20 protein-coding genes and 2 pseudogenes are annotated in these 24140 nt (G+C 36.7%); 17 read left to right on the top strand and 5 right to left on the bottom strand.

Annotated elements, in window-relative coordinates:
* Nucleotides 1-5: 5 nt before the first annotated feature.
* From HMPREF9455_RS16575 to HMPREF9455_RS16565, 3 genes are read right to left on the bottom strand one after another with little or no spacing between them, the layout of a single operon-like run.
* Complete coding sequence (locus HMPREF9455_RS16575; protein WP_006800892.1) at nucleotides 6-2300, bottom strand: GH92 family glycosyl hydrolase; 2295 nt, start codon at nucleotides 2298-2300, stop codon at nucleotides 6-8.
* A gap of 30 nt (nucleotides 2301-2330) precedes the next feature.
* Nucleotides 2331-3812 (bottom strand): glycoside hydrolase family 125 protein, encoded by a 1482-nt coding sequence (locus tag HMPREF9455_RS16570; RefSeq protein ID WP_006800891.1) that lies wholly within the window; start codon nucleotides 3810-3812, stop codon nucleotides 2331-2333.
* 13 nt (nucleotides 3813-3825) lie between these two features.
* Nucleotides 3826-5028, bottom strand: coding sequence for a glycoside hydrolase family 76 protein (locus HMPREF9455_RS16565; protein WP_006800890.1), 1203 nt, complete (start codon nucleotides 5026-5028; stop codon nucleotides 3826-3828).
* 535 nt (nucleotides 5029-5563) lie between these two features.
* Between HMPREF9455_RS16565 and HMPREF9455_RS16560 the strand changes: the two genes are divergently transcribed.
* The 5 genes and pseudogenes from HMPREF9455_RS16560 to ribB all read left to right on the top strand — a co-directional run bounded on the left by HMPREF9455_RS16560 (nucleotide 5564) and on the right by ribB (nucleotide 13578).
* Nucleotides 5564-9574: a hybrid sensor histidine kinase/response regulator transcription factor gene (locus HMPREF9455_RS16560; protein WP_006800889.1), complete on the top strand. Its 4011-nt coding sequence runs from the start codon at nucleotides 5564-5566 to the stop codon at nucleotides 9572-9574.
* A 254-nt stretch (nucleotides 9575-9828) separates the two neighbouring features.
* Nucleotides 9829-10086, top strand: a pseudogene (locus HMPREF9455_RS16555) (tyrosine-type recombinase/integrase); the annotation flags it as partial.
* A 581-nt stretch (nucleotides 10087-10667) separates the two neighbouring features.
* Nucleotides 10668-11726: an aldo/keto reductase gene (locus tag HMPREF9455_RS16550; protein WP_006800888.1), complete on the top strand. Its 1059-nt coding sequence runs from the start codon at nucleotides 10668-10670 to the stop codon at nucleotides 11724-11726.
* 51 nt (nucleotides 11727-11777) lie between these two features.
* Nucleotides 11778-12668, top strand: coding sequence for an AraC family transcriptional regulator (locus tag HMPREF9455_RS16545; RefSeq protein ID WP_006800887.1), 891 nt, complete (start codon nucleotides 11778-11780; stop codon nucleotides 12666-12668).
* 265 nt (nucleotides 12669-12933) lie between these two features.
* On the top strand, nucleotides 12934-13578 hold the full coding sequence (gene ribB, locus HMPREF9455_RS16540) for a 3,4-dihydroxy-2-butanone-4-phosphate synthase (RefSeq protein WP_006800886.1): 645 nt from the start codon (nucleotides 12934-12936) through the stop codon (nucleotides 13576-13578).
* A 186-nt stretch (nucleotides 13579-13764) separates the two neighbouring features.
* On the opposite strand, the gene HMPREF9455_RS16535 is transcribed toward ribB, so the two are convergent.
* Nucleotides 13765-14583: an SDR family oxidoreductase gene (locus HMPREF9455_RS16535; RefSeq protein WP_006800885.1), complete on the bottom strand. Its 819-nt coding sequence runs from the start codon at nucleotides 14581-14583 to the stop codon at nucleotides 13765-13767.
* 91 nt (nucleotides 14584-14674) lie between these two features.
* Here HMPREF9455_RS16535 and HMPREF9455_RS16530 point away from each other — a divergent pair, with 91 nt between their 5' ends.
* On the top strand, nucleotides 14675-15007 hold the full coding sequence (locus HMPREF9455_RS16530) for a winged helix-turn-helix transcriptional regulator (protein WP_044216592.1): 333 nt from the start codon (nucleotides 14675-14677) through the stop codon (nucleotides 15005-15007).
* Between the two features lie 16 nt (nucleotides 15008-15023).
* Here HMPREF9455_RS16530 and HMPREF9455_RS16525 read toward each other — a convergent pair whose 3' ends face one another.
* A complete protein-coding gene (locus tag HMPREF9455_RS16525) occupies nucleotides 15024-15605 on the bottom strand; it encodes a TetR/AcrR family transcriptional regulator (RefSeq protein WP_006800884.1) in 582 nt (193 codons plus the stop codon).
* 115 nt (nucleotides 15606-15720) lie between these two features.
* On the opposite strand from HMPREF9455_RS16525, the gene HMPREF9455_RS16520 reads away from it, so the two are divergent.
* From HMPREF9455_RS16520 to HMPREF9455_RS16470, 11 genes and pseudogenes are all read left to right on the top strand, one after another.
* On the top strand, nucleotides 15721-16824 hold the full coding sequence (locus tag HMPREF9455_RS16520) for a Gfo/Idh/MocA family protein (protein ID WP_006800883.1): 1104 nt from the start codon (nucleotides 15721-15723) through the stop codon (nucleotides 16822-16824).
* A gap of 17 nt (nucleotides 16825-16841) precedes the next feature.
* Nucleotides 16842-17786 (top strand): NADP-dependent oxidoreductase, encoded by a 945-nt coding sequence (locus tag HMPREF9455_RS16515; protein WP_006800882.1) that lies wholly within the window; start codon nucleotides 16842-16844, stop codon nucleotides 17784-17786.
* 43 nt (nucleotides 17787-17829) lie between these two features.
* On the top strand, nucleotides 17830-18837 hold the full coding sequence (locus HMPREF9455_RS16510; RefSeq protein WP_006800881.1) for a zinc-dependent alcohol dehydrogenase family protein: 1008 nt from the start codon (nucleotides 17830-17832) through the stop codon (nucleotides 18835-18837).
* Nucleotides 18838-18855: 18 nt separating this feature from the next.
* Complete coding sequence (locus HMPREF9455_RS16505; RefSeq protein WP_006800880.1) at nucleotides 18856-19296, top strand: nuclear transport factor 2 family protein; 441 nt, start codon at nucleotides 18856-18858, stop codon at nucleotides 19294-19296.
* A gap of 13 nt (nucleotides 19297-19309) precedes the next feature.
* On the top strand, nucleotides 19310-20458 hold the full coding sequence (locus HMPREF9455_RS16500) for an epoxide hydrolase family protein (protein ID WP_006800879.1): 1149 nt from the start codon (nucleotides 19310-19312) through the stop codon (nucleotides 20456-20458).
* A gap of 164 nt (nucleotides 20459-20622) precedes the next feature.
* Complete coding sequence (locus HMPREF9455_RS16495) at nucleotides 20623-21753, top strand: SMP-30/gluconolactonase/LRE family protein (protein ID WP_006800878.1); 1131 nt, start codon at nucleotides 20623-20625, stop codon at nucleotides 21751-21753.
* A 110-nt stretch (nucleotides 21754-21863) separates the two neighbouring features.
* Nucleotides 21864-22148, top strand: a complete 285-nt coding sequence (locus HMPREF9455_RS21590; protein ID WP_006800877.1) for a hypothetical protein — start codon at nucleotides 21864-21866, stop codon at nucleotides 22146-22148.
* Nucleotides 22149-22252: 104 nt separating this feature from the next.
* Nucleotides 22253-22510, top strand: coding sequence for a hypothetical protein (locus HMPREF9455_RS20815; RefSeq protein WP_006800876.1), 258 nt, complete (start codon nucleotides 22253-22255; stop codon nucleotides 22508-22510).
* Nucleotides 22511-22641: 131 nt separating this feature from the next.
* Nucleotides 22642-22998 (top strand): helix-turn-helix domain-containing protein, encoded by a 357-nt coding sequence (locus tag HMPREF9455_RS16480; RefSeq protein ID WP_006800875.1) that lies wholly within the window; start codon nucleotides 22642-22644, stop codon nucleotides 22996-22998.
* A gap of 303 nt (nucleotides 22999-23301) precedes the next feature.
* Nucleotides 23302-23658 (top strand): annotated as a pseudogene (locus HMPREF9455_RS16475) (BfmA/BtgA family mobilization protein); the annotation flags it as partial.
* Between the two features lie 163 nt (nucleotides 23659-23821).
* The coding region (locus HMPREF9455_RS16470; RefSeq protein WP_006800873.1) for a helix-turn-helix domain-containing protein at nucleotides 23822-24140 on the top strand (319 nt) is incomplete at its 3' end.

Here is a 24140-nt window from a genome sequence, read left to right as displayed (position 1 = left end):
TGGTATTAATGTGATGTTTTATTGACCTTTTCATTTGAAAATGAATATGGAAAATCGGTCTCATCAATTCCTCTGTTGGTATTTGGTGTTGACGACATATCGAAAATGATGTTCGCTCCTTTTCTCAGATCACTGTGTGTGAAATAGTTTTTAGTGTGATTTTTACCATTCAGTTTCACCGTTTTCACATAGCGGTTCTTCTTCGAATTATTAGCCGATTTTATATTTATGGTTTTTCCGTTTTCCAATTTTACGGTTACTTTATCAAATAGAGGTGATCCAAGTATATATTCATCAGTTCCCGGGCATACAGTATAAAATCCCATTGCCGAAAATACATACCATGCCGATGTTTGGCCATTATCCTCATCTCCACAGTAAGCATCGGGATTCGGATTATATAGCTTATCCATAATTTCACGAGCCCAATATTGAGTCTTCCAAGGTTGCCCCGACCAATTATACATATAAATCATGTGTTGGATGGGTTGGTTACCGTGTGCATATTGCCCCATGTCTACTACCTGCATTTCGCGCATTTCGTGTATTATACCTCTGCTGCGTATACCTAGATGGCTGGGTACATTAAACACCGAATCCATCATTATGTTGAACTCTTTCTTACCTCCCATCACATCTATCAAACCTTGTGGATCATGAAACACACAAAAGCTCCAGTGCCAACTGTTTCCTTCACAAAACTCGCCACTCCAGTCTTCGGGCTTGAAGTTTGGATTGAAATTTCCTTTGCTGTCTTTACCACACATTAGCTTGTTTTTAGGATTATACACGTTTTTGTAATTGAATGCATTTTCCTTATATTGTTTCAGATCGCTTTCGGGTTTACCCATTGCTTGACCCAATTTATATATGCACCAGTCGTTGTAAGCATATTCAAGTGTGCGAGCTACATTTTGCCCAATATTCACATCGTAAGGGATATAACCATATTTATTATAGTACTCGTAGCCAACCCTACCCGATGCGGTATGCTGAAGATGGCTGTTGGCCCCATTAGTTACAGCTTTCCATAATAGGTCTGTTTCATATTCTTTCAGTCCTTTGATGTATGCATCGGCAACCACCGATGCCGAATTTTGACCAATCATAATATCTCTGTGTCCAGGGCTACCCCATTCGGGTAAGTAACCACTTTCTTTGTAAGCATTTACCAACCCGGCCTGCATCTTCTCGTTCATCGACGGATAAACCAGATTGAGGAAAGGAAAGAGGCAACGGAATGTGTCCCAAAAGCCTGTATCTGTAAACATATATCCTAGTTGTACTTGTCCGTTAAACGGGCTGTAATGAACCGTTTGTCCCTGTGCATCTATTTCGTAAAAAGTGCGTGGAAAATGGAGTGAACGATAAAGGCAGGAATAGAATGTCCGTAGATTGTCGATATTTTCATCTTCAACCACTATTTTTCCTAATACCTGATTCCATTCATCCCTGCCTTTTTGAGTTATTTGATCGAAACTATCTCCGGCTAATTCTTTCAAATTTATTTCTGCTTGTTCGTGACTAATAAATGAAGAGGCTACCTTGGCATGTACAATCTCTCCTTTACGAGTTTTGAATCCGATAATGGCTCCTGTATGATTTTCTTTGGCTTCGTATTCGTTTTTTCGAATCTCGTTATTGCCCACCACGGCTTTGTAGCTAAATGGTTTGTCGAAAGTTATTACAAAATAATTTTTGAAATTGTCGGGTACACCTCCGCTATTGCGGGTTGTGTAGCCTATTATTTTGTTTTCTTCAGAAATGATTTTCACATACGATCCTCTGTCGAATGCATCGATTACAACATATGAATCGTCGTCGGGGAACGTAAATCGAAACATGGCAGCGCGTGAGGTTGGGGCTATTTCGGTGGTTATATCCCAGTCGGCCAGATAGACGGAATAATAATAGGGTTTAGCTACTTCGGCCTTATGCGAAAACCAACTGGCGCGCTTGTCCTGGTCGAAAGTTGCTTTACCGGTAATAGGCATAATGGAAAATTGTCCATAGTCGTTCATCCACGGGCTTGGTTGATGGGTTTGTTTAAAACCGCGTATTTTGTCGGCAGTGTATGTGTACATCCATCCATCTCCCATACCACCTGTTTGGGGCGACCAAAAGTTCATACCCCACGGACGGGCTATTACAGGATAGTTATTCCCTGTCGATAATTCAAACTTGGAAAGCGTACCTGTAAGAGGATTTACATAATCTACGGGGTCAAATTTGGTCTGTGCTGTCGATATCAGAAAAGACAAAGAGAACACAAACAAAAGAATTTTTCTTTTGTTTCTCATGATTTTTTTAATTAAAAAGAGTGAGTTATATTAATTTATACTATTCAGCAATTCTGTTTTATTTTCGTGTATCAGTTTGAGTATTAATTCTCCAAAAAGTGTGTTTTGCCATGCAAACCAAGGACGGGTAAAATTAGATGGATCGTCTTTGTGAAACGATTCGTGAATAAACCCGGTTCCAGCATCGGTGTCCATCAACATTTTTATGCAGGTTTTTATTTCTTCATCATCCTGACTGGTGAATGCTTTCATCATAATACTCATTGGCCATACCATATCGTATCCTATATGTGGGCCGCCGATTCCTTCGCCTGCTACTCCTTTGAAAAAATAGGGATTGTCGTTACTCCATACAAAGCGACGGGTATTTTGATAGATGAGATCGTTTACATCCACATCGCCCAAGTAAGCCAATGATAGCAGACTAGGAGCATTAGAGTCATCCATCAGATATTGGTTACCAAAACCATCTACTTCGAATGCGTAGATAGTTCCATATTTCGGATGATTGTATGTTGCATATTTTTTTAATGCTGTTTCTACTTCTTGCGCTAAGTTGCGACACTCTAATGCTTGAGCAGTATTACCATTTACTTGTTCGAGTATTTCGGCTGCTTTGCGCAACGAGGTAACAGCAAAAAAGTTTGAAGGAACAAGGAACTGATACGTTGTGGCATCGTCGGATGGGCGAAAAGCCGAAACGATAAGACCTACCGGATTGACAGGATTTCCCAATCCGTTATTGTTAAGGGTATCTAACTGGCGTTCGGTTTTCCGTTGAAATTTATAGGGTCCTGAGCTTTCTTTTCGTTGTTGTTCTTTGAATGTTTTTAGTATATTTTCTATCGCCTGAAGCCATTCTTCATCGAAAATACTGGCATCACCGGTGGTTTTCCAATAGTGATAAGCTAAACGAAGTGGATAACATAACGAATCTATTTCCCACTTGCGTTCGTGCAACTCCTTTTTCATGTCAGTCATATCACTCATCCATTGATGATCTGGATTAGGATCATGCGGATCAAGAAATGCATTGGCATACGGATCGATATTAATACACATAAACTGACGGCGGATTACTCCTGCCAGCATCGCTTTAAGCTGAGGATCACTATTTGCTAATTGTACATAAGGCCATACTTGAGCACCCGAGTCGCGCAGCCACATAGCATGTATGTCTCCCGTGTAAACCACTGTATCATCTTTCCCATTAGTCTTGCGATGACGTACAGTAGTATCGAGGGTGTTAGGGAAACAATTTTCGAACATCCATGCCAATTTGGGGTTCTTCAATAGATTTTTCACCCTTATTATTTCATTATCTACTGCTTGTGATCGAAACAGTCGATCTTTTTTCAATGGTCGATTTGTTTTATCATAGTTTGGGCTACCAACCACCCGGGTGTTATCCATCGGCATTGCATATCGGGTGTCTGATGCAATTGAATGCGTTGCCCCCCAAAATGCGATAACGGAGACACCTAATGTCAATAATTTTCTTTTATTATTCATTTTCGTTGGTCGATTATTTATTGGTTAAATTTGATATTCGTGCATACATCTCTATCATACCGGCTTGTGTAAGCAGCCATTTTTTATCATTTTTTTGTATACCGGTCCAATCGGTATTGAATAGGCCGTTATTATCGCGCATATGTTCCCATGCATAGTTCAAATTCTTCTCGAAGGCTTCAATATAAGTTTTATTATTGTCAGCATGGTACAGTTCTATGTAGCCACGCAACATAACTGTGGTAAACCATATATCGCCTTTTTTGAGAATTTTAAACTGCTCTCCATTTGCGGTTTTGAAATCTTCGAAAAAGAAACTATATGACGATAGAGCGATATTCTGGGCATCAATCAAATACGATTTGTTTCCTGTGAGTTGATAGAGTAAAACGGCAGCTTGCATAACTTGTCCACTGTTATAGCTATATTTTGTCTTATCTATTTTTCCATTCAGGTTTATGTTGTCAAAGATTAGATAGTCAGTTGTATCTTGCAGGTGTTCTTTTGTCCATATATATAATTTTTCTGCCTCATAAAAGTAACTACTGTCTTGTGTGGCTTTAAATAGTTTGAGAGCAAGCACAGTTCCCGGAGCATTGGAGCAGGCATGCTTTGATTCTTTGTTCTGTTCTACCCAATATATTCCACCACCCAGCTTGTCATCCATGCCACTTAGAATGAATTCCCAAATAAGTTTTGCTTTGTCCAGATACTCGGAATTGTTAGTCATCAGATAGGTGTCGGTAAAATCTATTCCTATCCAGATATTATCATCATAGAAGCGATCGGATTGGGCTGCGGAGTTGATATAAGATGCATAAGCATATGGTTTGTGGCGGATATCGAAATATTCGTCAAGACCTTTCAGTATTTTAGAGTCGAGAAGTTGTTTGTACTTCCCGTCTTTTGTCACTTCTAATAGTGCATTTACGGCAGAAAATGTCCCAGAATAAGGCCACAAATAAGAATATTGATTCGATTGACCGACTTGTTCTTCACTCGCTTGATAGGTCGTTTTATGTACAGAATCGAATGGATAAGTTTCGAGCAACAAATAAGAATCGGGACAACCATAGTATTTATATAACGAGTCCAGCGTTGTCTCTGCTCTATACATATTTAAGTCCCAACCTGTATCAACGACATTATTTTGCTTACAGGAAAGCATTAACAAAAATGCTACTGGTAAAATTGTTAAATAATATTTGTTTTTCATAGTGTATTTAAGCGAAATTAAGACATTGTGAGGCAAAACTACAATTTAGTAACGAAGATAAAAAAGCATAAGCTGACTCATTTTGGGTATGTCACAAATATTAACCATATTGTCGCAGATCTTAACTATTTGCATTGCCTCGGAAGCACAATTATCTGAATTAAAACTTGTAATTTTACAAATATATAAGAGCTAGTAGCTGAATTTATTATATTATTAATGCAAATCAGCACTAAAACTGTTGATCAAAAATGTTCATTAAATTGTTGCGGCCATACTTTCTGCGAAAGCTTGCCTTCCATCCTTTTTACATTGCCAAAAAGTGTGGCAATATGCATTTTGGGTTCTTTTTGTAGTTATGGGAAATTAACAATCGAGGAGCACAGGCGACTTAAAAGGAGGCAAGTAATCTTTGATTACGCGCAGCCTATTCAAGAGAGATGATCCCTCACAATCGTTCGGGATGACAAAATAACAGAACACTTTATATATACAATTCAACTACTGATTGGCATTATTAAGAAAATGGTATTTCATGAAAAAACGAGCTATATATACAATCATACTATTATTGACTACACATTGTAATATTCTTTACAGTTATAATATTCGTAAGATAAATGATGCTGAAAATTTATCGAACAGTTCTGTTACAGCTTTGTGCCAAGACTCTAAAGGAATACTCTGGATAGGAACATGTGATGGATTAAATATTTACAATGGCAATAAAGTAACTTTGTTTCAGTCAGTAGACAAGAATCAGGTATTGTCTGGTACATTGATAGACAAAATAACAGAGGTCGAAAAAAAATCGTTATGGGTACAGACGTATTATGGTATAGATCGACTAAGTGAGGATGAGAGAACTTTACAGAATTTTAAAGGCTTCAATAAAATATTGCATACTGCTAAAGATAATCATAATAACTTTTTCATTATAAAAAAAGACAGTTGTATATTTCATTACAACAAACAAAACAATCAATTTGACTCCATAAACCTTCCCCAAATCAAATTTAAGAATATAGCAGCATTCTTTATCGACAACAACAATACAATTTACATTATCGACCAAAATGGCACAATAATGAGTTATACCATAAACTACCAGATCGATGGTAAAATTGTGTTGAAAGAGGGAAAGTCATTCAAGCATCAGCATAAAATTATATTTAACTCACAATCTGGAAACTATTTATCCTTCGTCGATGAGAACTACGGTCTGTATGAGTTCAATATGGAAAAACAAAAAGTGAGTTTTATTATCAACGTCCGCGATTTATACCTGAAGAATGGTCTTATTTCATCCATTTTAAAATATCAGGATGATTTTTTCATCGGATTCAAAACTACAGGTTTGTTCAGGCTGAAACATGATGTATATAGCTACACCGTAGAAAAACTTCCCATAAATAGTGGTGTTTTTTGTCTGCTCAAAGATAGGTTTCAGGATATTATATGGATAGGCACCGATGGGCAAGGTGTATATTCTTATTCAAACAGTGATCTGTATTCAATACATTCAACACTACTCAACGAATTCACGTTCAGCGTAAGACGCCCCATCAGAGCCATGTATATAGATAATGAGAGAACGTTATGGTTGGGAAGCAAAGGAGACGGTATTGTCAAAATTAATGAATACGATCTGAACAAAAATCTGGCGAATTGTAAAATCGAATATATATCTATGGATAATAGTTCTTTATGGGATAACTCGGTGTATTGTATCCGGAAGAGCAAAAAAAATATATTATGGATAGGAACCGAGGAAGGGCTTAATTATTATTCATTTAAAGACAAGAAAATAAAACGAATAAATCTCTTGCAAAATGGTATAAATATTAAATACATACATGATGTATATGAACAAGATTCGATATTATGGATTGCAAGCGTAGGGATGGGTATAATAAAGACCGAGATAAACCTAAATGGCGATGTTGTAAATTTGAAAATTGCAGATAAATATTTGATAAATAACGGAGATATATCATCCAACTATTTCTTCTCTTTTTTTGCCGATGGTCAGAACTTATGGGCTGCGAATAGAGGTTCGGGGGTATTTAAAATAAATACTCAAACAGGGCAGATGAAAAATATCAGCTTCAATAGCAACACGTTGGACGAGATATATTCAATTGCAAGAGCCAAAGATTATAATTACCTTATAGGTACAGGCTCAGGTTTGATAAAGTATAAAAACTCTGATGAATATAAGGTGATGAATAAAAATTCAGGCCTCTCCAACAACGTTATTCATTGCATATTACCCGAGGAGGATACAACTTTTTGGTTAAGCACCAACAACGGAATTATCAACTATGACAGCCAGAATGATTTCTTTCGTCGTTTCAATTACCATGATGGCCTTGAGGTTATTGAGTTCAGTGATGGAGCTTCATTTGCTGATGAAAAGACGGGATGCCTTTTTTTTGGTGGGATAAACGGCTTTGTTTCAATTAGTAAAAACAAAAGTTATAGTCCGAATGAATATATGCCCGATTTGGATTTTGACGGACTAAGCATTATGGGTAAACCATGTAATATAATTGATTACCTGTCAGAAAAGAAAGGGGAGAATATTCTGACATTGAGCCATGACCAAAACTTTTTCTCCATATCATATAATGCCATAGATTACATCAACGGAAACAACTACACTTACCATTATAAATTTGAAAATATCAATTCGGACTGGGTTGACAATGGCAATTCAAATTCAATATCTCTTACAAACTTTGCTGCCGGCGAATACACACTTTCTGTAAAATACAATAACCCTATTATAGGAAAAGAAAGTCCTGTTTATCAATTGAAATTGATAATATTACCTCCTTGGTACAAAACTTTTTGGGCCTATATTTTATATAGTATAACAATCTTGATGTTTTTCGGATTGATAGTCAGATCAATAATAATACGCAGCAAAAAAAGGAAGAAGAAAGCTCTTATCATTCTCAAACAAAAACATAAAGAAAATGTTTACGAATCGAAACTGAAGTTTTTTACTAATATTGCCCATGAGTTCTGTACACCACTTACCCTTATTTATGGGCCTTGCAACCGCATCCTTAATCAGGAGAATACAGACACAACAATTATAAAATATGCGAAAATCATACAACAAAATGCCGAAAGATTAAATTCGCTCATCCAAGATTTGATAGATTTTAGAAGAATAGAATCGGGACACAAAAACATTTGTATTGAAAGAATTAACATTTCATCGCTAATAAATTATATCAGCAGTAGTTTCTCTGATTTAGCCGAATCTAAAAATGTCACCTTCGAAAGAGATGTACCTCTGAATATTGAATGGAATTCAGACAAAGAGTTTCTTATTACAATAATCATAAATCTTTTATCCAATGCTTTTAAATACACGACTAATGAGGGATATGTAAAAATAGAGATAGAGATAATAGAAGGTATTCTTCATATAACCATTGCAAATTCAGGTAAGGGTATAAAACCCGAAAATATATCTAAAATATTTGACCGATACAGTATACTTGACGACTTCGAAAATCAAACCGAAGCAATGCCATTTTCGCGCAATGGACTGGGATTAGCTATATCTAACAGCATGGCGGCTTTGTTGGGTGGCAAAATAGATATTGAGAGTAGTCTCAACCAGCTAACATGCTTTATTCTGAAGCTGCCATTTATAGAAAACCCGAAAGGTATTGTAGCAAAACAAGGGTATCCTGAAATCAAAAACGCAGTATTGGAAAATAAGGAAGCCATTATTGAGCCGTCAACATACAACGACTTGAAACCGATTTTGCTTGCAATAGATGATGAACCTGAAATATTGTGGTTGATAAAAGATACTTTCAATGACGAATTTAATGTCATTATGACTGCAAATTCTAACCAAGCATTTGAAATTCTTAAAGAGATGCACCCACATATAATATTGTGCGATATACTGATGCCCAGTACTGATGGGATAGGTTTTACGCAACAAATAAAAAGCAATCCTCAAACAGCTCACATACCTCTGGTTCTGATATCGGCCGGGCATGAGATAGAAAAACAAATAGAAGGGATGAAAGCTGGAGCAGAATTATATATAACCAAACCTTTCAATACCGATTATCTGAAAACGTCTATAAAGCAACTACTCTCGCGAAAAGAAACCCTGAAAGATTATTTTTCTTCTCCTCAGAGTGCTTTTGAGCTTGCACAGGGTAAATTCAGACACAAAGAACACAAGAAGTTTATGAAAGATATTCTGGCTATCATTGATAAAAATATAGACAACAAAGACCTATCTGTACCATTTATAGCTGATAAAGTGGGAATGAGCAACCGCAATCTATACCGTAAGATAAATGAAATAAACGATAATATTAGCATTGCCGATATTATTCGCGAAAAACGACTGCATATTGCGCAAGACCTTTTATTGAGATCGAAGTATACAATTGGCGAAATTGCCTTCAAATCTGGTTTTGCCAATAAGGTAAGCTTTTTCAAGGCCTTCTCGAAAAGATATGGATGCACTCCGAATGAGTATAAAAAGCAAAATAGGCTGTAATGATTCATCCAAATTTCTCTTACAAGAAAAAGCATATAAAATCAATATAATTAGCTGTTTATATTATGTAAAACAGCATCAAATATAACTGTCTTGTTTTTAGAAAATCAAAATTATTTCTATCTTTGTGTCATGAGATTATCCGAAGTTTGCAAAACCAAGCAAACTAAAGTCAAAAGAACCATTACCAAATCGTTACCTCGCCAAATTAAGCCCTCTATAATCTGCTGATAAAGAGTTGAGAAAATCAATTGAACTACTATTTGAAAGAAATTGCAGCCTTGTGCGGTATTAAAAAGAAACTGACCACGCACGTAGCCAGGCACAGTTTCGGAACGATTATGCTGACCAAAGGGGTTTCCATAGAAAGCGTTTCTAAAATGTTAGGTCATACAAATATCACTACGACCCAGATTTACGCAAAAGTTTTAAATCAGAAAATCTTTACGGAAGTCAATAAAGTTCGTGGAGAATTTGATGATATGATGAAGTATTATAAGCAACAAAAATGATTTTTTGATGCTGGATAATAACAAGTTCTGTTCTCTAAATCGAAGGATTAGACTTTAGCCTATAATATCGCTCACTTGGCACCGTGCGCGACACTTTAGTATCTGTAAAATCTGTCTTAGTCGTAACATTTGGTTTACTTTTAGACGTTAATAATATTATTAATTGAGGGCAAAGCCCAACAACAATATAATACCATTGCTAATTTCACAAATAACAGTACCAAAAAGGTGATGTGATCGTAGTTGAACATTGAAAATGAAAAAACAAATACCAGCAGTACCAAACGAGTGATACAAGACCAATCAATACGATAAATTACGGTACCATAACACCGCTATGGACGGTACCACAGGAGCGATATTATCACATGAGTAATGCTTTTGGATTTGGAGGGCATAACGCTATTGTTATTTTCAGAGGATTTTAACTGACAGACTCCTCCATGTATGGTAGAAGGCGAAAATTCTATAAAAAAAATTACATCTGACACTTTTAGTCAATATATTTGGAACTTTAAGAAAAATATGTGTGGCCCAGAATATACTAATTTTGCATTAACAACAATAATAAAAATCATTTTATGGAATACAGGCAATTAGGAAATTCAGGATTAAAGGTATCTACGATAACCTTAGGAACAATGACTTTTGGAGGGGAAGGTGAATTTGCCAAAATCGGTAATGCAGGGGTGAAAGAAGCCAAAGAGATTATAGATTTTGCTCTTGACAAAGGAGTAAACTTATTGGATACTGCCAATATGTATTCTGCCGGAAGATCGGAAGAGATTATTGGCGAGATATTAAACGGCAAACGTCCTAACGGGTTGTTAATCTCGTCTAAAGCAAGAATGCCTGTCGGAAACGGGATAAATGACGAGGGTTTTTCCCGGCATCATTTAATCAGAGAAGTTGAGAAAAGTCTCAAACGTCTTCGAACTGATGTAATAGACATCTATTATATGCATGAATGGGACGGCATTACTCCGGTTGAGGAAATGTTAGAGACTTTGGATACATTGATTAAGCAAGGGAAAATCCGTTATATCGGTTGTTCCAATTTTTCAGGTTGGCATATAATGAAATCTTTGCATGCAAGTAAAGAAAATGGCTACCAGAAATTCATTACACAACAAATCCATTATACTTTGGAGGCAAGAGAAGCCGAATACGAATTACTTCCGATTGGGGCAGACCAAGGATTAGGTGCATTGATTTGGAGTCCATTAGCAGGTGGATTACTATCAGGTAAATATACGCGAGATAAAAAAACACAAACGGGAAGTCGTTTTGCCAATGGATGGAACGAACCGCCTATCCGTGATTTTAACAGGCTGTGGAATATTGTTGACTTACTTAATATCATCGCAGAGGAAAAACAGGTTCCAACTGCTCAAGTAGCTTTAGCTTGGATATTGACACGTCCGTCTGTAAGCTCGTTAGTTATCGGTGCAAGAAAATTGGAACAATTGGAAATAAATATTTCTGCTGCAGATTTGCAACTGACAACAGATGAGATCGAAAGACTGAACAAGATAAGTCAACTTCCACTTATCTACCCATACTGGCATCAAGCTAATTTTGCGAAAAATCGACTGGGTAAAGCAGATTTGGCTTTACTTGAAGATCATATCAAAGATTGACAGCTATTATATTCAACTTAATTATTTTGTGTTACAATAAAAAACAGACAAATGAAAGTCGTCAAGATACCGGGTGATTTATCGAAAGCACCGCATTATGAAAGCATCCTGGAATTGCAGGATGTTTCCGTCGTGGAATCCTGTACTAAAGCGCATAATATTAAGAAAGTGATGTTTCTGCAGGGACACTTACTTCTTTTTGTACTGGAAGGAACTTTTAAGATAAAACTGGGAGAAGAACATTTTGAGGTAAACAAAAATGAAATGATCCTGCTGCCCAAATTTCGCAGCATTGAGGCCTGGAAGTTTGGAAATCCTGAAAACAACTATGCCTTCGAAAGTATGATGTTTTTTATCAAAGATGATTTTCTGCTTGACTTTTTAAAATCAGAAAATTTAAGGCTTTTTAAAGACAGGGAACCCGCCCCCGTTTTTGTCCGTCCATTCAAAGAACGATTGTTGAAGTTTTTAGAATCCATAAAGCCTTATTTTCATGACAAAGAGGAAATTAATATCAATCTATATCGCATCAAAATGATGGAATTACTCTACGATCTTGCCCAAACGGATAAAAAACTGCTACTGCAGTTGATTCAATTGAAAAGTCGACAACCGACTGACATTCCCAAAGTGATAGAAGAAAACTATCTTAACCCTATTTCCTTAAGGGAATTGGCCTATTTGTCAGGACGGAGTTTGTCAAGTTTTCGGCGTGATTTTGAAGCAATATACCATGTATCGCCGGGAAAATGGATACAGGAGAAGAGAATGGAGAAGGCAAAAGAATTGCTTTCTGTTACAGAGATGACGATAGCAGACATTTGCTATGCTATTGGTTATGAAAATATTTCTCATTTTTCAAGGTTGTTTAAAAGTTTCTGGGGGCATAATCCCAGTGAAAAAAGAACCGCCCCCTTATACAAATCGTCAATTTCACATTGAATTTTTATATACGAGAAACTGATGTCAATGACGGATAGATACAATTTTAAGCTTATCTCATAAACATATTGATTGTCAAATAATAACATCTTATTTAAATAGAAAAATCTTTTCCGGTAGCAAAGTGCATTTTTTTACTGATGGTAAAAATCAACAATTAAGTCTGGGTGAAAAAATCACCAATTACTTGTTTTGATTTGGGAATAATCAGTTTATGATATACGCTTTGTGCCGAAGATTTCATTAAGCATAAAAAGGGGATAAAATGATCAATTTAGACATTTTTGGAAAAAACAGCAAAGAAAGGGTTGAGAATGCTGTGGGAAAATTACGACAAGGTTCGGGCATTTTGCTTGTTGATGATGAAAACAGAGAAAATGAAGGCGATATGATTTTTTCAGCCGAGAAAATGACAGAAAAAGATATGGCTCTGATGATTCGGGAATGTAGCGGGATTGTTTGCTTGTGTTTAACCGAAACCAAATGCAAAAGTCTCGGATTGAGACAGATGGTTGAGCACAATACAAGTAAATATCAGACAGCATTTACTATATCCATTGAAGCTAAAAACGGTGTAACAACAGGTGTTTCAGCTAAAGATAGGATAACGACGATAAAAACAGCAATCTCCGAAAAAGCGACACCCGAGAGTTTGGCTTATCCGGGGCACGTATTTCCGTTGGTATCCCAACCTGATGGTGTTTTTGCCAGAAGAGGGCATACCGAAGGGAGCATTGATTTGATGAAAATATCAGGTTTAGGAGAATATGCCGTTTTATGTGAATTGACAAATGAGGATGGGACAATGGCAAAACTTCCTGAAATTATTGAATTTGCTCAAAGATACGATATGCCGGTCGTTTCTATTGAGGATATATATCAATATCGGAAAATGACGATAAAATACTAAGTTGATAAATAGTTCAATCGTCATAGGATTTTTATTTGGCGGACAAGATAACAACCGATTTTGGAAGTTTCATGCCCGCCATGATTAGATTGAATAAAACTATACTTCGTCAATACGCATACATTGAATTACCAGACAAACATTTTTTGCGATGTTCAGTTTGGGTGTAAATAATATTGAAAGTATTTATTTATAAGAAGCATATATGGTTTCTAAATATTGTTCAATAGGGACACTGTTTCTCAAATTCATCAAATCATTACCCGATTTACCGATTACGGTTCTGAATTGGTTACTTTCACCCTCAGCCAACTTCTCAACTTCCCTAACGAGAATCAGGGTATCATCTAATACGGCAGAGTCTATATGCCCAAACATATTTTTAAGTTTAGCAGTAATTGTATCGTAAGCAGTTATTTCGCTATTCTCGTTCCAGATCGTGTTATTCATAAAATTATTATCGGTCGAACCACCCGGTTCAATCAAATGTAATGAAATATTATGCGGCATCAATTCGTAATAAAGTCCTTCGCTCAGTCCTTCCAGAGCAAATTTAGACATATTATACAAAGAGCCCAATGGAAGTGCCGTAGTGATTCCCATGTATGAACTTACATTAATAAACCGGCCACCGTTATTTTCCCTGAAATGAGGAAGAAACGCCCTGATAACATTAATCACTCCACGGACATTGACAGCAAAGATCCAATCAATATCTTTTTCTTTTGCCAGTTCCAATGCTCCGTAAACACCGATACCCGCATTATTTACAACCACGTCTATCTTTCCGAATGCCTTGATCGCTTCATCCGTCGCATCCTTTACCTGTTGCAAATCGGTAACATCCAATCTGATTAACCGGATATTTTCGTACTGTGTGAGTTCGGTTTCTTTTTCAGGCCGGCGTAATGCTGCTACAACATTCCATCCTTTATTTGCGAAATATTTGGCCGTTGCCTTTCCTAATCCCGAACTTGTTCCTGTAATAAAAATTGTTTTAGCCATTTATTCATATTTTAATTGTGATATGCAAATTTACGCATAGAATGATATAACTTTGTAACCAGTATCATATAGTATACCAATATTTGTATAGATGGAAAGAAATCCGGCAGAAGAAATTCAGGCGTTACAAGACACTATTTATGTTATCGGGGGTAAATGGAGACTTCCCATCATTAATTCTATTTGCAATGGAAACAAGCGTTTCCGGGAAATTCAACGAAGCATTCCGGGCATAACATCACGAATGTTATCGAGGGAACTGCGAGAAATGGAATTAAATAAATTGATCAAAAGAACCGTACATGACGACTATCCTGTCAGGGTAGAATATGAATCTACAGATTATTGTAAAAGTTTTGGGAGCATTATCTTGGAGATGATCAAATGGGGGAAGGATCACAGAAGGTTCATTACCGAAAAGTAATAGGGAGAATAGAATTTTAATCTAATATCGAGAGAGTTGTGTCAATTATTTGTTCACAGGTTTCTCTGCTCACTCTATATTTGGCGGATATTGTAAGGCCATTAATTGCATTCATAAAATATTCCGAGATCCTGAGAGTATCTACGTCTTGGAATATTTGACCACTAGCTTGACCCTTTTTCAACAGTTTTATTATGTACTGTTTGTTTTTTTCCCTTGCCTCAGAAATAATTTTAATAATTTCTGTTTCAGCAGCAGGGAGTTCTGCTACGGAATTTACTAAAAGGCATCCACTTTGTACATCTTTTCCGAAACACCCGTCCAAGGCAACCTGAAAAATATTTCTAATGCCCTCCTTCGCATCAGTACAATGATTAACTATTTGATTAAATTTCTCATCCGTTTGCTCATTGTAGCGATACAAAGATTTGATATACAGGCTTCTTTTATCCCCATAAGTTCCATACATGCTGGATCTGCTAATGCCTAAATATTCCACTAACTGAGCAGGTGTTGTCGCCTGATATCCTTGCTTCCTGAATAAAGTAACGGCTTTGTCCAACGTTACATTTTCATCAAAATTTTTATTTCTACCCATGACTATCTATAGTTTGAAGTACAAATGTAGTGAAATGAATTTAATCATCATTTTATTTGGAACTTAAATTCCAAAACGATATTTTTGTGGAATTATAATTCCAAAATAAAAAGATATGCAAAAGATCAGAGTCGGTATTACCGGAGTAAATGCAAACAAAGGGTTTGCCTCACTGGCACATATTCCTGCCATTAAAAGTTTATCCCAGTACAAACTACAAGCAATAAGCAATAGATCGGTAGCTGTAGCAGAGGAAGCCGGAAAGCTATATAATGCTCCTCTCGTATTTGACGATAATAAAAAGTTGATAGATAACCCGGAAGTAGATTTAGTCTCTATTACAGTCCGGGTTACTGAACATCGAAAATTAGTCGAACTTGCAATAGATGCCGGAAAAAGTATTTATTGCGAATGGCCTTTAGGTAATGGATTACAGGAGGCTGAAGAATTACTCCAAAAAGCAAGAGATAAGGAAATTCATGGTTTTGTTGGGTTACAAAGTAGATCAGTACCGGTATTTAGATACATAAAAGATATCATTAAAAAGGGTAAACTGGGAAAAATCCAATCAACTACCTTATTAGGTTCCGGTATCATATATGGAGCCCAGATGCCTCAATCTCTTCTATATTCCACAGCTATAGAAAATGGAGCAGGCATGATCTATTCCACTTTCGGAAATGCGGTGGATGTATTATGCCATTGTCTTGGTGAATTTCGGGAACTGAATGCAACGGCTATCAATCGTCGCAAAACAACTACCGTTATTGAAACAGGGGAACAGGTTCCTGTTACAGCATATGACCAAATAGCCGTAAACGGTCTGTTAACAGATGGAACCGTTGCTTCGATTCACTATCGGGGAGGTACATTAAGGGATAATAACTTCATGTGGGAAATTAATGGTTCAGAAGGATATATAATAGTGACAGGAGATGGTGGAAATCCGGGAACATTCGGTGTGAAGCTTAAAATGTCTTTGGGGAGAGATGAGACTCTTTCTGAAGTTGAAATTCCTGAAGAATATCGTTTACCTCAAGTGGATGTATTAAGTATTCCGGCTGCGAATGTCGCATATAATTATGAAAGGATATTTCAGGACTTGCAGCACCATACACATACTGCTGCGACTTTTTATGATGCAGTTGTCAGACAGCGTATGATCCAAGCTATTGAGATTTCCGCGCAAACCGGGGAGAAACAATCCTATCAATTCTAAGACATAAAAAGAAGAATATGAAAGCTATGGTTCTGAAGGAACAAGGAGGTGTTGAAAATTTCTATTTAGAAGAACTTCCGCTTCCGTCAGTCAATAAGAATGAAATACTGATACGATCAAGAGCAATCGGCATTAATCCCGCAGATGCAATAGTTCGGGCAAACAAAAGACTTGATTCGCTGTTTCTCAATGAGAAATATAAAATATTAGGTTGGGATATCTCAGGTATTATAGTAGCTAAGGGTAGTGAGGTTAATGAATTCAATATTGGAGATGAGATTTTTGGAACCATTCATCATCCGGATTCCTCCGGTAAAGCTTATGCGGAATATGTTGCTGCCCCAAAAGATCAGATAACAATCAAACCGGCCAATATTACCCATCAACAAGCTGTGGCCTCAACACTTGCCGCACTCACTATTTTACAGCCTTTCCGGAAAGTCGGTATAAAAAGCGGCGATAAAGTTTTAATTACTGCTGCCGGCGATGGAGTTGGTCATTTTGCAGTTCAGCTTGCTAAATATTTCGGAGCCTACGTTATAGCTGTGGCTTCGGAAAATAAAAAAGAATTTGTCATGGGATTAGGAGTTGATCAATTTATCGACTATCGAAAAGAACGTTTTGAAGATATTGTCCAGAATATTGATATTGTAGTTGACGCTGTTCGATCAGATCAACATATTTCACGTAGTCTTAAGGTTATAAAGCCAGGCGGAAAATTAATAAGCCTTTGGTCGCATATCACAACTGAAAACGCGATGAAGGCTCAAGAAAAACAGATTAATGCATTTTACAATGCTGTTCGCTCAAGTGGAAATGATATGAGATTTATCGCTGAATTATTAGAAACCGGAAAGTTACGACCCTATATTTCAAAAGAATATACTTTTGAAGAAATTCCATTGGCTCATAAGGAAATTGAGAAGAATAGTACAAAGGGGAAAATAATTATATCCTTATAATTAGCTAACATTCATTTGAATATCAATATATTAAAAAGTAAATATGAGACAATGGATAATTGCAGATTATGGAGTAGAGAATCTAAGAATTAATTCCGTATCTACACCGATACCACAACCTGGGGAGGTTCTGGTGAAAGTTGAAGCTGTTTCCCTTAATTATAGAGACTATTTGGTCGTTAACTCAGGTATGGGTATGGATTTGACTTTACCAATAGTACCATGCTCGGATCTATCAGGAATAATTGTTGACATTGGGGAAAATGTTACAAGGTTTAAGATTGGTGACCGGGTTATTTCTACAAATATTGCCGGATGGATAAATGGCATAGCCCCTGATCCAAAAGTTGCTCCATCGTTAGGAGGCCCCGGCCCCGGAGTTTTAAGTGAATATGTTTCTTTTTCACAAGACTGGTTTTCATCAGCTCCACTGTCACTTACAACGCTGGAATCAAGCACGCTGCCTTGTGCTGCCCTAACGGCATGGATCGCTGTAGTTGAACGGGGAAAAGTTCAAAATGGAGATTTTGTTGTAGTTCAGGGCACTGGTGGTGTTTCTTTATTTGCTAGCCAGTTTGCAAACGCCTTTGGCGCAAATGTTATCATAACGAGTTCCGACAATAATAAAATTCAAAAAGCATTGAGCAATGGGGCTAAATATGGTATAAATAGATTGATCAATCCATATTGGGATAAAGACGTTATGCAAATAACAGGTGGAAAAGGAGCCAACTTAATATTGGAAATGGCAGGTGGTGAGAACTTCCAAAAATCTTTAAATTCAATAGCTCAGGAAGGCAAGATTGCAATTGTCGGATTACTCGATTCACCACAATTGAATGCATCTGTTTTTAGGTTATTTTCAACCAGATCCACTCTTATAGGAATCGGTGTCGGCTCTAGAAAAAGTCTTGAAGAAATGATTCGCCAGATAGATATTCTAAAAATAAGACCTGTTATAGATAGAGTATACAAGTTTGATGAAGTTCCAGAGGCTTTTAAACATTTGGGCAAAGGAGCCTTTGGAAAGATTGTGATTCAGATAGACTGATAAATTAAAAAAACAATTATGGATAAAACAATTATTTTCAATGACTATATAGTAATTCAAAATACGATGGCAGCATATTGCCGCGATATAGACACGAAACAATGGGAATCTTTAAAAGAAATTGTGGATGCAGATGCCAAAATAATATTCCGGGATATTGATGGACAAATAACAAATTCGTATAACCGCTTATCGGATTTAGTCGCCTCTTGTGTCAACACAATACAAAATGCAGTAACAATCCATCACCTCCATAATCTGGAAATTATTGACATAGATAAACACAAAGCAGAGGTCGTCTGGGCAATGGAAGATCGATGGTATATGGATAAGAATGTGAGTAATGAGTTCGAGTTTTTTCATGGATACGGGTATTATCACGTGAAATTCCATTATCGATCGGAAAAATGGCTGATCAATTCCTTAGAATTGCAAAGACTGAAATTAGAGATAGAATAATAATAAAAACAAAATGAGCATAGAAGTAAATAAGGAAACATTTCTCCCTTTCAGAATAAATGTTTCACAAGCAGAAATCGACGACCTGAAACAGAGACTTTCAACTATTCGTTGGCCGGAGAAGGAAACCGTTTCGGATTGGCAACAAGGAGTGCCATTAGCTAAGGCACAGGAACTGGCTGATTATTGGCGAAACAAATACGACTGGAAACGATTTGAAAAACAGGCAAATACATATTCTCAATTCATCACAAACATTGACGGTATCGATATTCATTTTTTTCATGTCAAGTCAAAATATGAAAATGCACTTCCGTTGATACTGCTTCACGGATGGCCAGGTTCTATCGTTGAATTTATTAAACTTATCGAACCTCTGACAAACCCGGTTGCTCATGGAGGAAAAGCGGAAGATGCTTTCCATGTGATTATTCCTTCAATTCCAGGTTGGGGATTTAGCGAACTTCCTAAAGAAGTCGGCTGGGATATGTCCAAAAGTGCACAAGCATTTATTATCCTTATGCAAAGATTGGGTTACTCTCGATGGGCAGTACAAGGAGGCGATTTAGGGGGGGCTATTGCCACCTCAATGGGGCAAATTGCACCTGATGGCCTTATAGGTATCCATCTCAACATCTTGTATATTATGCCAAATCCTTTTCCAGAGAACCTCACTGAGGAAGAGCGGGCAGCTATTGATGCATTTGTCTGGACACAGGGTGAGGATGGTGGTTATTCTCACATGCAAAGGACACGTCCACAGACATTGGCTTATGGGTTAATCGATTCTCCAATCGCCCAGGCAACATGGATTTATGAGAAGTTTTATCGTTGGACAGATCATAGTGGAGATCCTACCGAAGCTATTAGCCTTGATCAAATACTTGATAATATTTCTCTTCATTGGTTTACAAAAAGTATGTCGGCAAGAACTTTCTGGGAGAATCGGAATTTTAGGTTTGATGGAGCAGAACTGAAATTGCCTGTTGCCGCAACAATATTTAAAAATGATATATTCAAGTATCCCCGAAATTGGGCTGAACAGTCTTATCCGAACCTGATATTTTGGAACGAAGTGGACAATGGGGCCCATTTTGGTTCGTTAGAACAACCTCAACAACTTGTTGATGACATAAGAAGATCGTTTGCTCTAATTCGATAACAGATAGATGGGGTTCTTTTATTAGACATCTTATTTTTTAGCATGAGATATTAATGTGACACATTCAATTTGGAGCTATAGTGCAAACATCTTGAATTTTGTAGCAAACGAATTATAGTACAATTTCCTCAATTTTGCATTGTTATAATAAAAAATGAGATAAAATGAAGAGAATAAATTTCAGTCTGTGTTTAATTGTTTGTCAATTAACAATATGTAGCACTCTTGTTACAAGTCAAAATGTTACTAATCAGAAAAGTCCTGCTAAAAAATCCGAACGGTTTATTAATCTCCCTCCAGAATATAATACACCTGATGGTTTGGCAAAGTCCGATAATGGAGATCTGATATTATCAGTCCCGAATTTCAACAACCGGTATTTACTTGAAAAGGAATTGATAAAAGAGCCTTCCAACCCTTTTATGGCAATTATACATAAGGATAATCGTATCTCTCATTGGTATGATTTCAAACCGGAGGATATGCATCCGGAAACAGGTACGGTAGGCCCGATGGATTGTGCTTTTGGCCCTGATGGAAATTTGTATATTGCCGATATGCAAGTCTTTTTTTCCAAAGAGCATAAATCCCGAATCCTTAGAATCAATGTAATTGACGGTAAGCCTCAAAACGTGGATGTTTTAGTAGAAGGATTTATTGCTTCGAATGGAATGTACTGGAAAGAAGACCAATTATTTGTAACCGAATCCGTATTGCAGGCAGATAAAAACACCCTGATTAGTGGTGTTTATTCCTTCTCGCTAAATGAGTTGCAAGGACCAAGCCCTTTAAAACTAACTCCTTATGACAATGGTGTCGGTGATAAACACTTAGTTGTTACTTTTCAATCGGATAATCATATGGGATTTGGTGCAGATGGTATCACTTTCGATGATGAGGGTTTTATGTACACAACCGTAATAGAAAAAAGTCAAATATATCGTTCTAAGTTAGACAATCGCAATAAGGCAATAGAGACCGAATTGTTTGCTGAGAGTCCGAATATGAAAGGGCCTGACGGATTAATATTTAGTAAGGAAAGAAATGCATTTTATGTAGCGGATTTTTTGAATAATGCTGTTCACCAAATAGATCGTAATGGCAAAGTAACAACTCTGCAAATTAATGGAGATACCGATGGGGCTGATGGTAACTTGGATCAACCTGCCGAAGTAGAGTTGAGAGGTAATGAGTTGATCATTGTGAATATGGATATGGCTTGGGCAACAAAAGGAATATCAGTAAATACAGAAGTAGATTTAAAACATAATTTGAGTAAGATTGATTTGAAATAACAGCGTTTTTTATAAAAGCTTCTCAATTATTCAAAGAATTCATTCAACAAACAAGGTCATAACCTTGAAATATAGTCCGACTTATTAATTAATAACTAAAGATTGTGCCTATGAATGATTTAAAACAATTGAGATTATTCACTTTACTATGTGAGTCCTCACTAAAAGTTGAAAAACAAGAAATGAAATGTGCCTATGACAGTTTTTTAGCAGAGATTGAAAAGCTTAATCAATCCGAATCAGATTATTCAAAAATCTTTCGGATATTGAATCTTACTCGTATTGAGTTTGATTCATTAGGATCATCATCTTTTTACGGGCAGGGGGGAAAAATGCGCTTAAAAAAATCTATCTTAGAAAAACAATTCTACTTCTTGAATCAGAAATTGAATTAGTTAAACTTCAATTCTTTCAATCAAATCCAACTTCTTATAACTTCCCAACAAATAAACCGGAAGTCTATTTTATCCCTAAGTCAAACGGCTTGGGGATTGATAGTATGGGAGAACTGGCTAGTTCTTTTGAATTATCTGAGCAATTTGTTAATGAAGAAGGGAATCCTGCCCCATTTATCCATATTACTAAAATGTTGGAAAGTGCTTTCAATTTTACTTTTGGAGATGCGTATAAATCCAAAGGCAGAATATTTAACAGGAAACCTTATAACCTGACAAAAGCATTGGATTATCTGAAAAATCTTATCGTGCGTGAAAGTCGAAAAAACAAGATGAAAAAAGATGAATTTATAAGTGGCTGAATTTTAGAATTATGAGAGATGGTTTTAGGGGAGTCCATAGGGATTCCCCTATTTTGTTTTCTCCGTTCTTCCGTCCTTTGCTTCATCAATCGATTGAAAACAAGAATGTTTAATTTGAAAAATGAAGTAATATGTATATCAATAACGATGATTTTGAAACTTGGATGCAAAAACTATCCAAAAAATTGAGTGAAATCGGTCAGGATTTAAAATCGCTGATTAACACCAACGAAGTATTTGAGCCTGATGAAAAATTGCTTGACAACCAAGATTTAGCCTTTCTGTTGAAAGTATCGTATCGAACCCTCCAACGATATCGGACAAGTAAAAAACTCCCTTTCTTTATGGTGGGTCATAAGACTTATTACCGTACTTCGGATGTGCGGGAATTTGTGCGTTCTCACATGGATTTTCAAACCTATCAGGATTTTGAAAAGAAACATCCGAAAGCAAAAGACAAGAATAAAACCAAGGAAAGCGAGGAATGATTCTGCTTTTTGCGATTTAAGCAAAACAGAGCAAATGAAGGAGGTCTGTTTGTAGTTAATGCCTCCAGTTAATGGCTCCGCATTCAGCTGAAACAACATCGCCTACCGGCTCTGTTTGTTTCACTGAGTTAAGCAAGAGGGAACTGGACTGCGTCCTGTTCTTCCTCTTGCCCTTCGGGGCAAAGCCTTCGGCTTTAACGGTTTATACTAAACCGTTGTAATTAGTCTGGTAATTAGCCTCTCATATTTATAGCTAATTATCAGACTTTTAATAAAATGATTTTCCATTAAATAGTAATTACTATGCAAAATCAGAGTAGAAATATAGTCTTTACCACTGTTTCCATAGACAAGGAAGCGGCAAAGTTGGTAGAGAAAATATGTAAACGCTATTCGCTGAAAAAGAGTGAAGTAGTGAAATTGGCTTTTAGGTATATTGACAAGGCTTCCATCAACCCTGCCGATGCTCCCGAATCTGTAAAATCGGAGCTTGCCAAGATTAACAAACGCCAAGATGATATTATCCGTTTCATTCGGAGTTATGAAGAAGATAAGCTAAACCCGATGGTACGGACAAGCCATTCCATTGCCACCCGATTCGAGAAAATAGTAAAAGAACTTTGTGAATTGGTCAATTCGCAAATAAGCACCTCACAGGATGTATAATATAATTGAAAAGTAGTCCACTAAAATAATTTAAAAGTATACCACCAGTTAAGTAAAATGTGTGAGAGCATCTAATAAAGCTCTACATTTTACTAACAAATATTAACATTATAAATTCCTTTGTGTATTAACCAACACAGAGGCTAAAATGATAACAATGGTGGAAAAACAAACAATTATTCACATGTACCGCACGGTTGGGTACAGTAAACGGGCTATAGCCAGGGAGTTGGATGTCAGCCGTAAGACCGTTCATAAAGTCATAGCCGAGTATGAAGCCGCATTAAACTGTGATGATCCTGAATCCTCTCTGGAATCGGTATTAACAATCCCCCCCCATTATAACAGTTCCCGGCGAGGCCGCCGTGTTATTGTCGGTAGCCTGAAAGATTTAATAGACGACTGTTTAGAGAAGAACGCTCGTAAACGTGCTATGGGCCTGAAGAAGCAGTGTATGCGGGGTAAGGATATCTACG

The sequence above is a fragment of the Dysgonomonas gadei ATCC BAA-286 genome, from assembly GCF_000213555.1.
In the GTDB taxonomy this organism is placed as follows: Bacteria; Bacteroidota; Bacteroidia; order Bacteroidales; family Dysgonomonadaceae; genus Dysgonomonas; species Dysgonomonas gadei.
The sequence above is the reverse complement of the archived record's forward strand: the minus strand, read 5'-3'. Positions and strand labels throughout refer to the sequence as shown.

What these genes read in the sequence shown, in the direction of transcription:
- HMPREF9455_RS16520 (WP_006800883.1), top strand. Translation starts at nt 15,721, where the DNA reads ATGCAAAAGATCAGAGTCGGTATTACCGGAGTAAATGCAAACAAAGGG.
- HMPREF9455_RS16500 (WP_006800879.1), top strand. Translation starts at nt 19,310, where the DNA reads ATGAGCATAGAAGTAAATAAGGAAACATTTCTCCCTTTCAGAATAAAT.
- ribB (WP_006800886.1), top strand. Translation starts at nt 12,934, where the DNA reads ATGATCAATTTAGACATTTTTGGAAAAAACAGCAAAGAAAGGGTTGAG.
- HMPREF9455_RS16480 (WP_006800875.1), top strand. Translation starts at nt 22,642, where the DNA reads ATGTATATCAATAACGATGATTTTGAAACTTGGATGCAAAAACTATCC.
- HMPREF9455_RS16565 (WP_006800890.1), bottom strand. Translation starts at nt 5,028, where the DNA reads ATGAAAAACAAATATTATTTAACAATTTTACCAGTAGCATTTTTGTTA.
- HMPREF9455_RS16560 (WP_006800889.1), top strand. Translation starts at nt 5,564, where the DNA reads ATGAAAAAACGAGCTATATATACAATCATACTATTATTGACTACACAT.
- HMPREF9455_RS21590 (WP_006800877.1), top strand. Translation starts at nt 21,864, where the DNA reads ATGAATGATTTAAAACAATTGAGATTATTCACTTTACTATGTGAGTCC.
- HMPREF9455_RS16505 (WP_006800880.1), top strand. Translation starts at nt 18,856, where the DNA reads ATGGATAAAACAATTATTTTCAATGACTATATAGTAATTCAAAATACG.
- HMPREF9455_RS16515 (WP_006800882.1), top strand. Translation starts at nt 16,842, where the DNA reads ATGAAAGCTATGGTTCTGAAGGAACAAGGAGGTGTTGAAAATTTCTAT.
- HMPREF9455_RS16510 (WP_006800881.1), top strand. Translation starts at nt 17,830, where the DNA reads ATGAGACAATGGATAATTGCAGATTATGGAGTAGAGAATCTAAGAATT.
- HMPREF9455_RS16530 (WP_044216592.1), top strand. Translation starts at nt 14,675, where the DNA reads ATGGAAAGAAATCCGGCAGAAGAAATTCAGGCGTTACAAGACACTATT.
- HMPREF9455_RS16575 (WP_006800892.1), bottom strand. Translation starts at nt 2,300, where the DNA reads ATGAGAAACAAAAGAAAAATTCTTTTGTTTGTGTTCTCTTTGTCTTTT.
- HMPREF9455_RS16495 (WP_006800878.1), top strand. Translation starts at nt 20,623, where the DNA reads ATGAAGAGAATAAATTTCAGTCTGTGTTTAATTGTTTGTCAATTAACA.
- HMPREF9455_RS16545 (WP_006800887.1), top strand. Translation starts at nt 11,778, where the DNA reads ATGAAAGTCGTCAAGATACCGGGTGATTTATCGAAAGCACCGCATTAT.
- HMPREF9455_RS16550 (WP_006800888.1), top strand. Translation starts at nt 10,668, where the DNA reads ATGGAATACAGGCAATTAGGAAATTCAGGATTAAAGGTATCTACGATA.
- HMPREF9455_RS20815 (WP_006800876.1), top strand. Translation starts at nt 22,253, where the DNA reads ATGGGAGAACTGGCTAGTTCTTTTGAATTATCTGAGCAATTTGTTAAT.
- HMPREF9455_RS16535 (WP_006800885.1), bottom strand. Translation starts at nt 14,583, where the DNA reads ATGGCTAAAACAATTTTTATTACAGGAACAAGTTCGGGATTAGGAAAG.
- HMPREF9455_RS16525 (WP_006800884.1), bottom strand. Translation starts at nt 15,605, where the DNA reads ATGGGTAGAAATAAAAATTTTGATGAAAATGTAACGTTGGACAAAGCC.
- HMPREF9455_RS16570 (WP_006800891.1), bottom strand. Translation starts at nt 3,812, where the DNA reads ATGAATAATAAAAGAAAATTATTGACATTAGGTGTCTCCGTTATCGCA.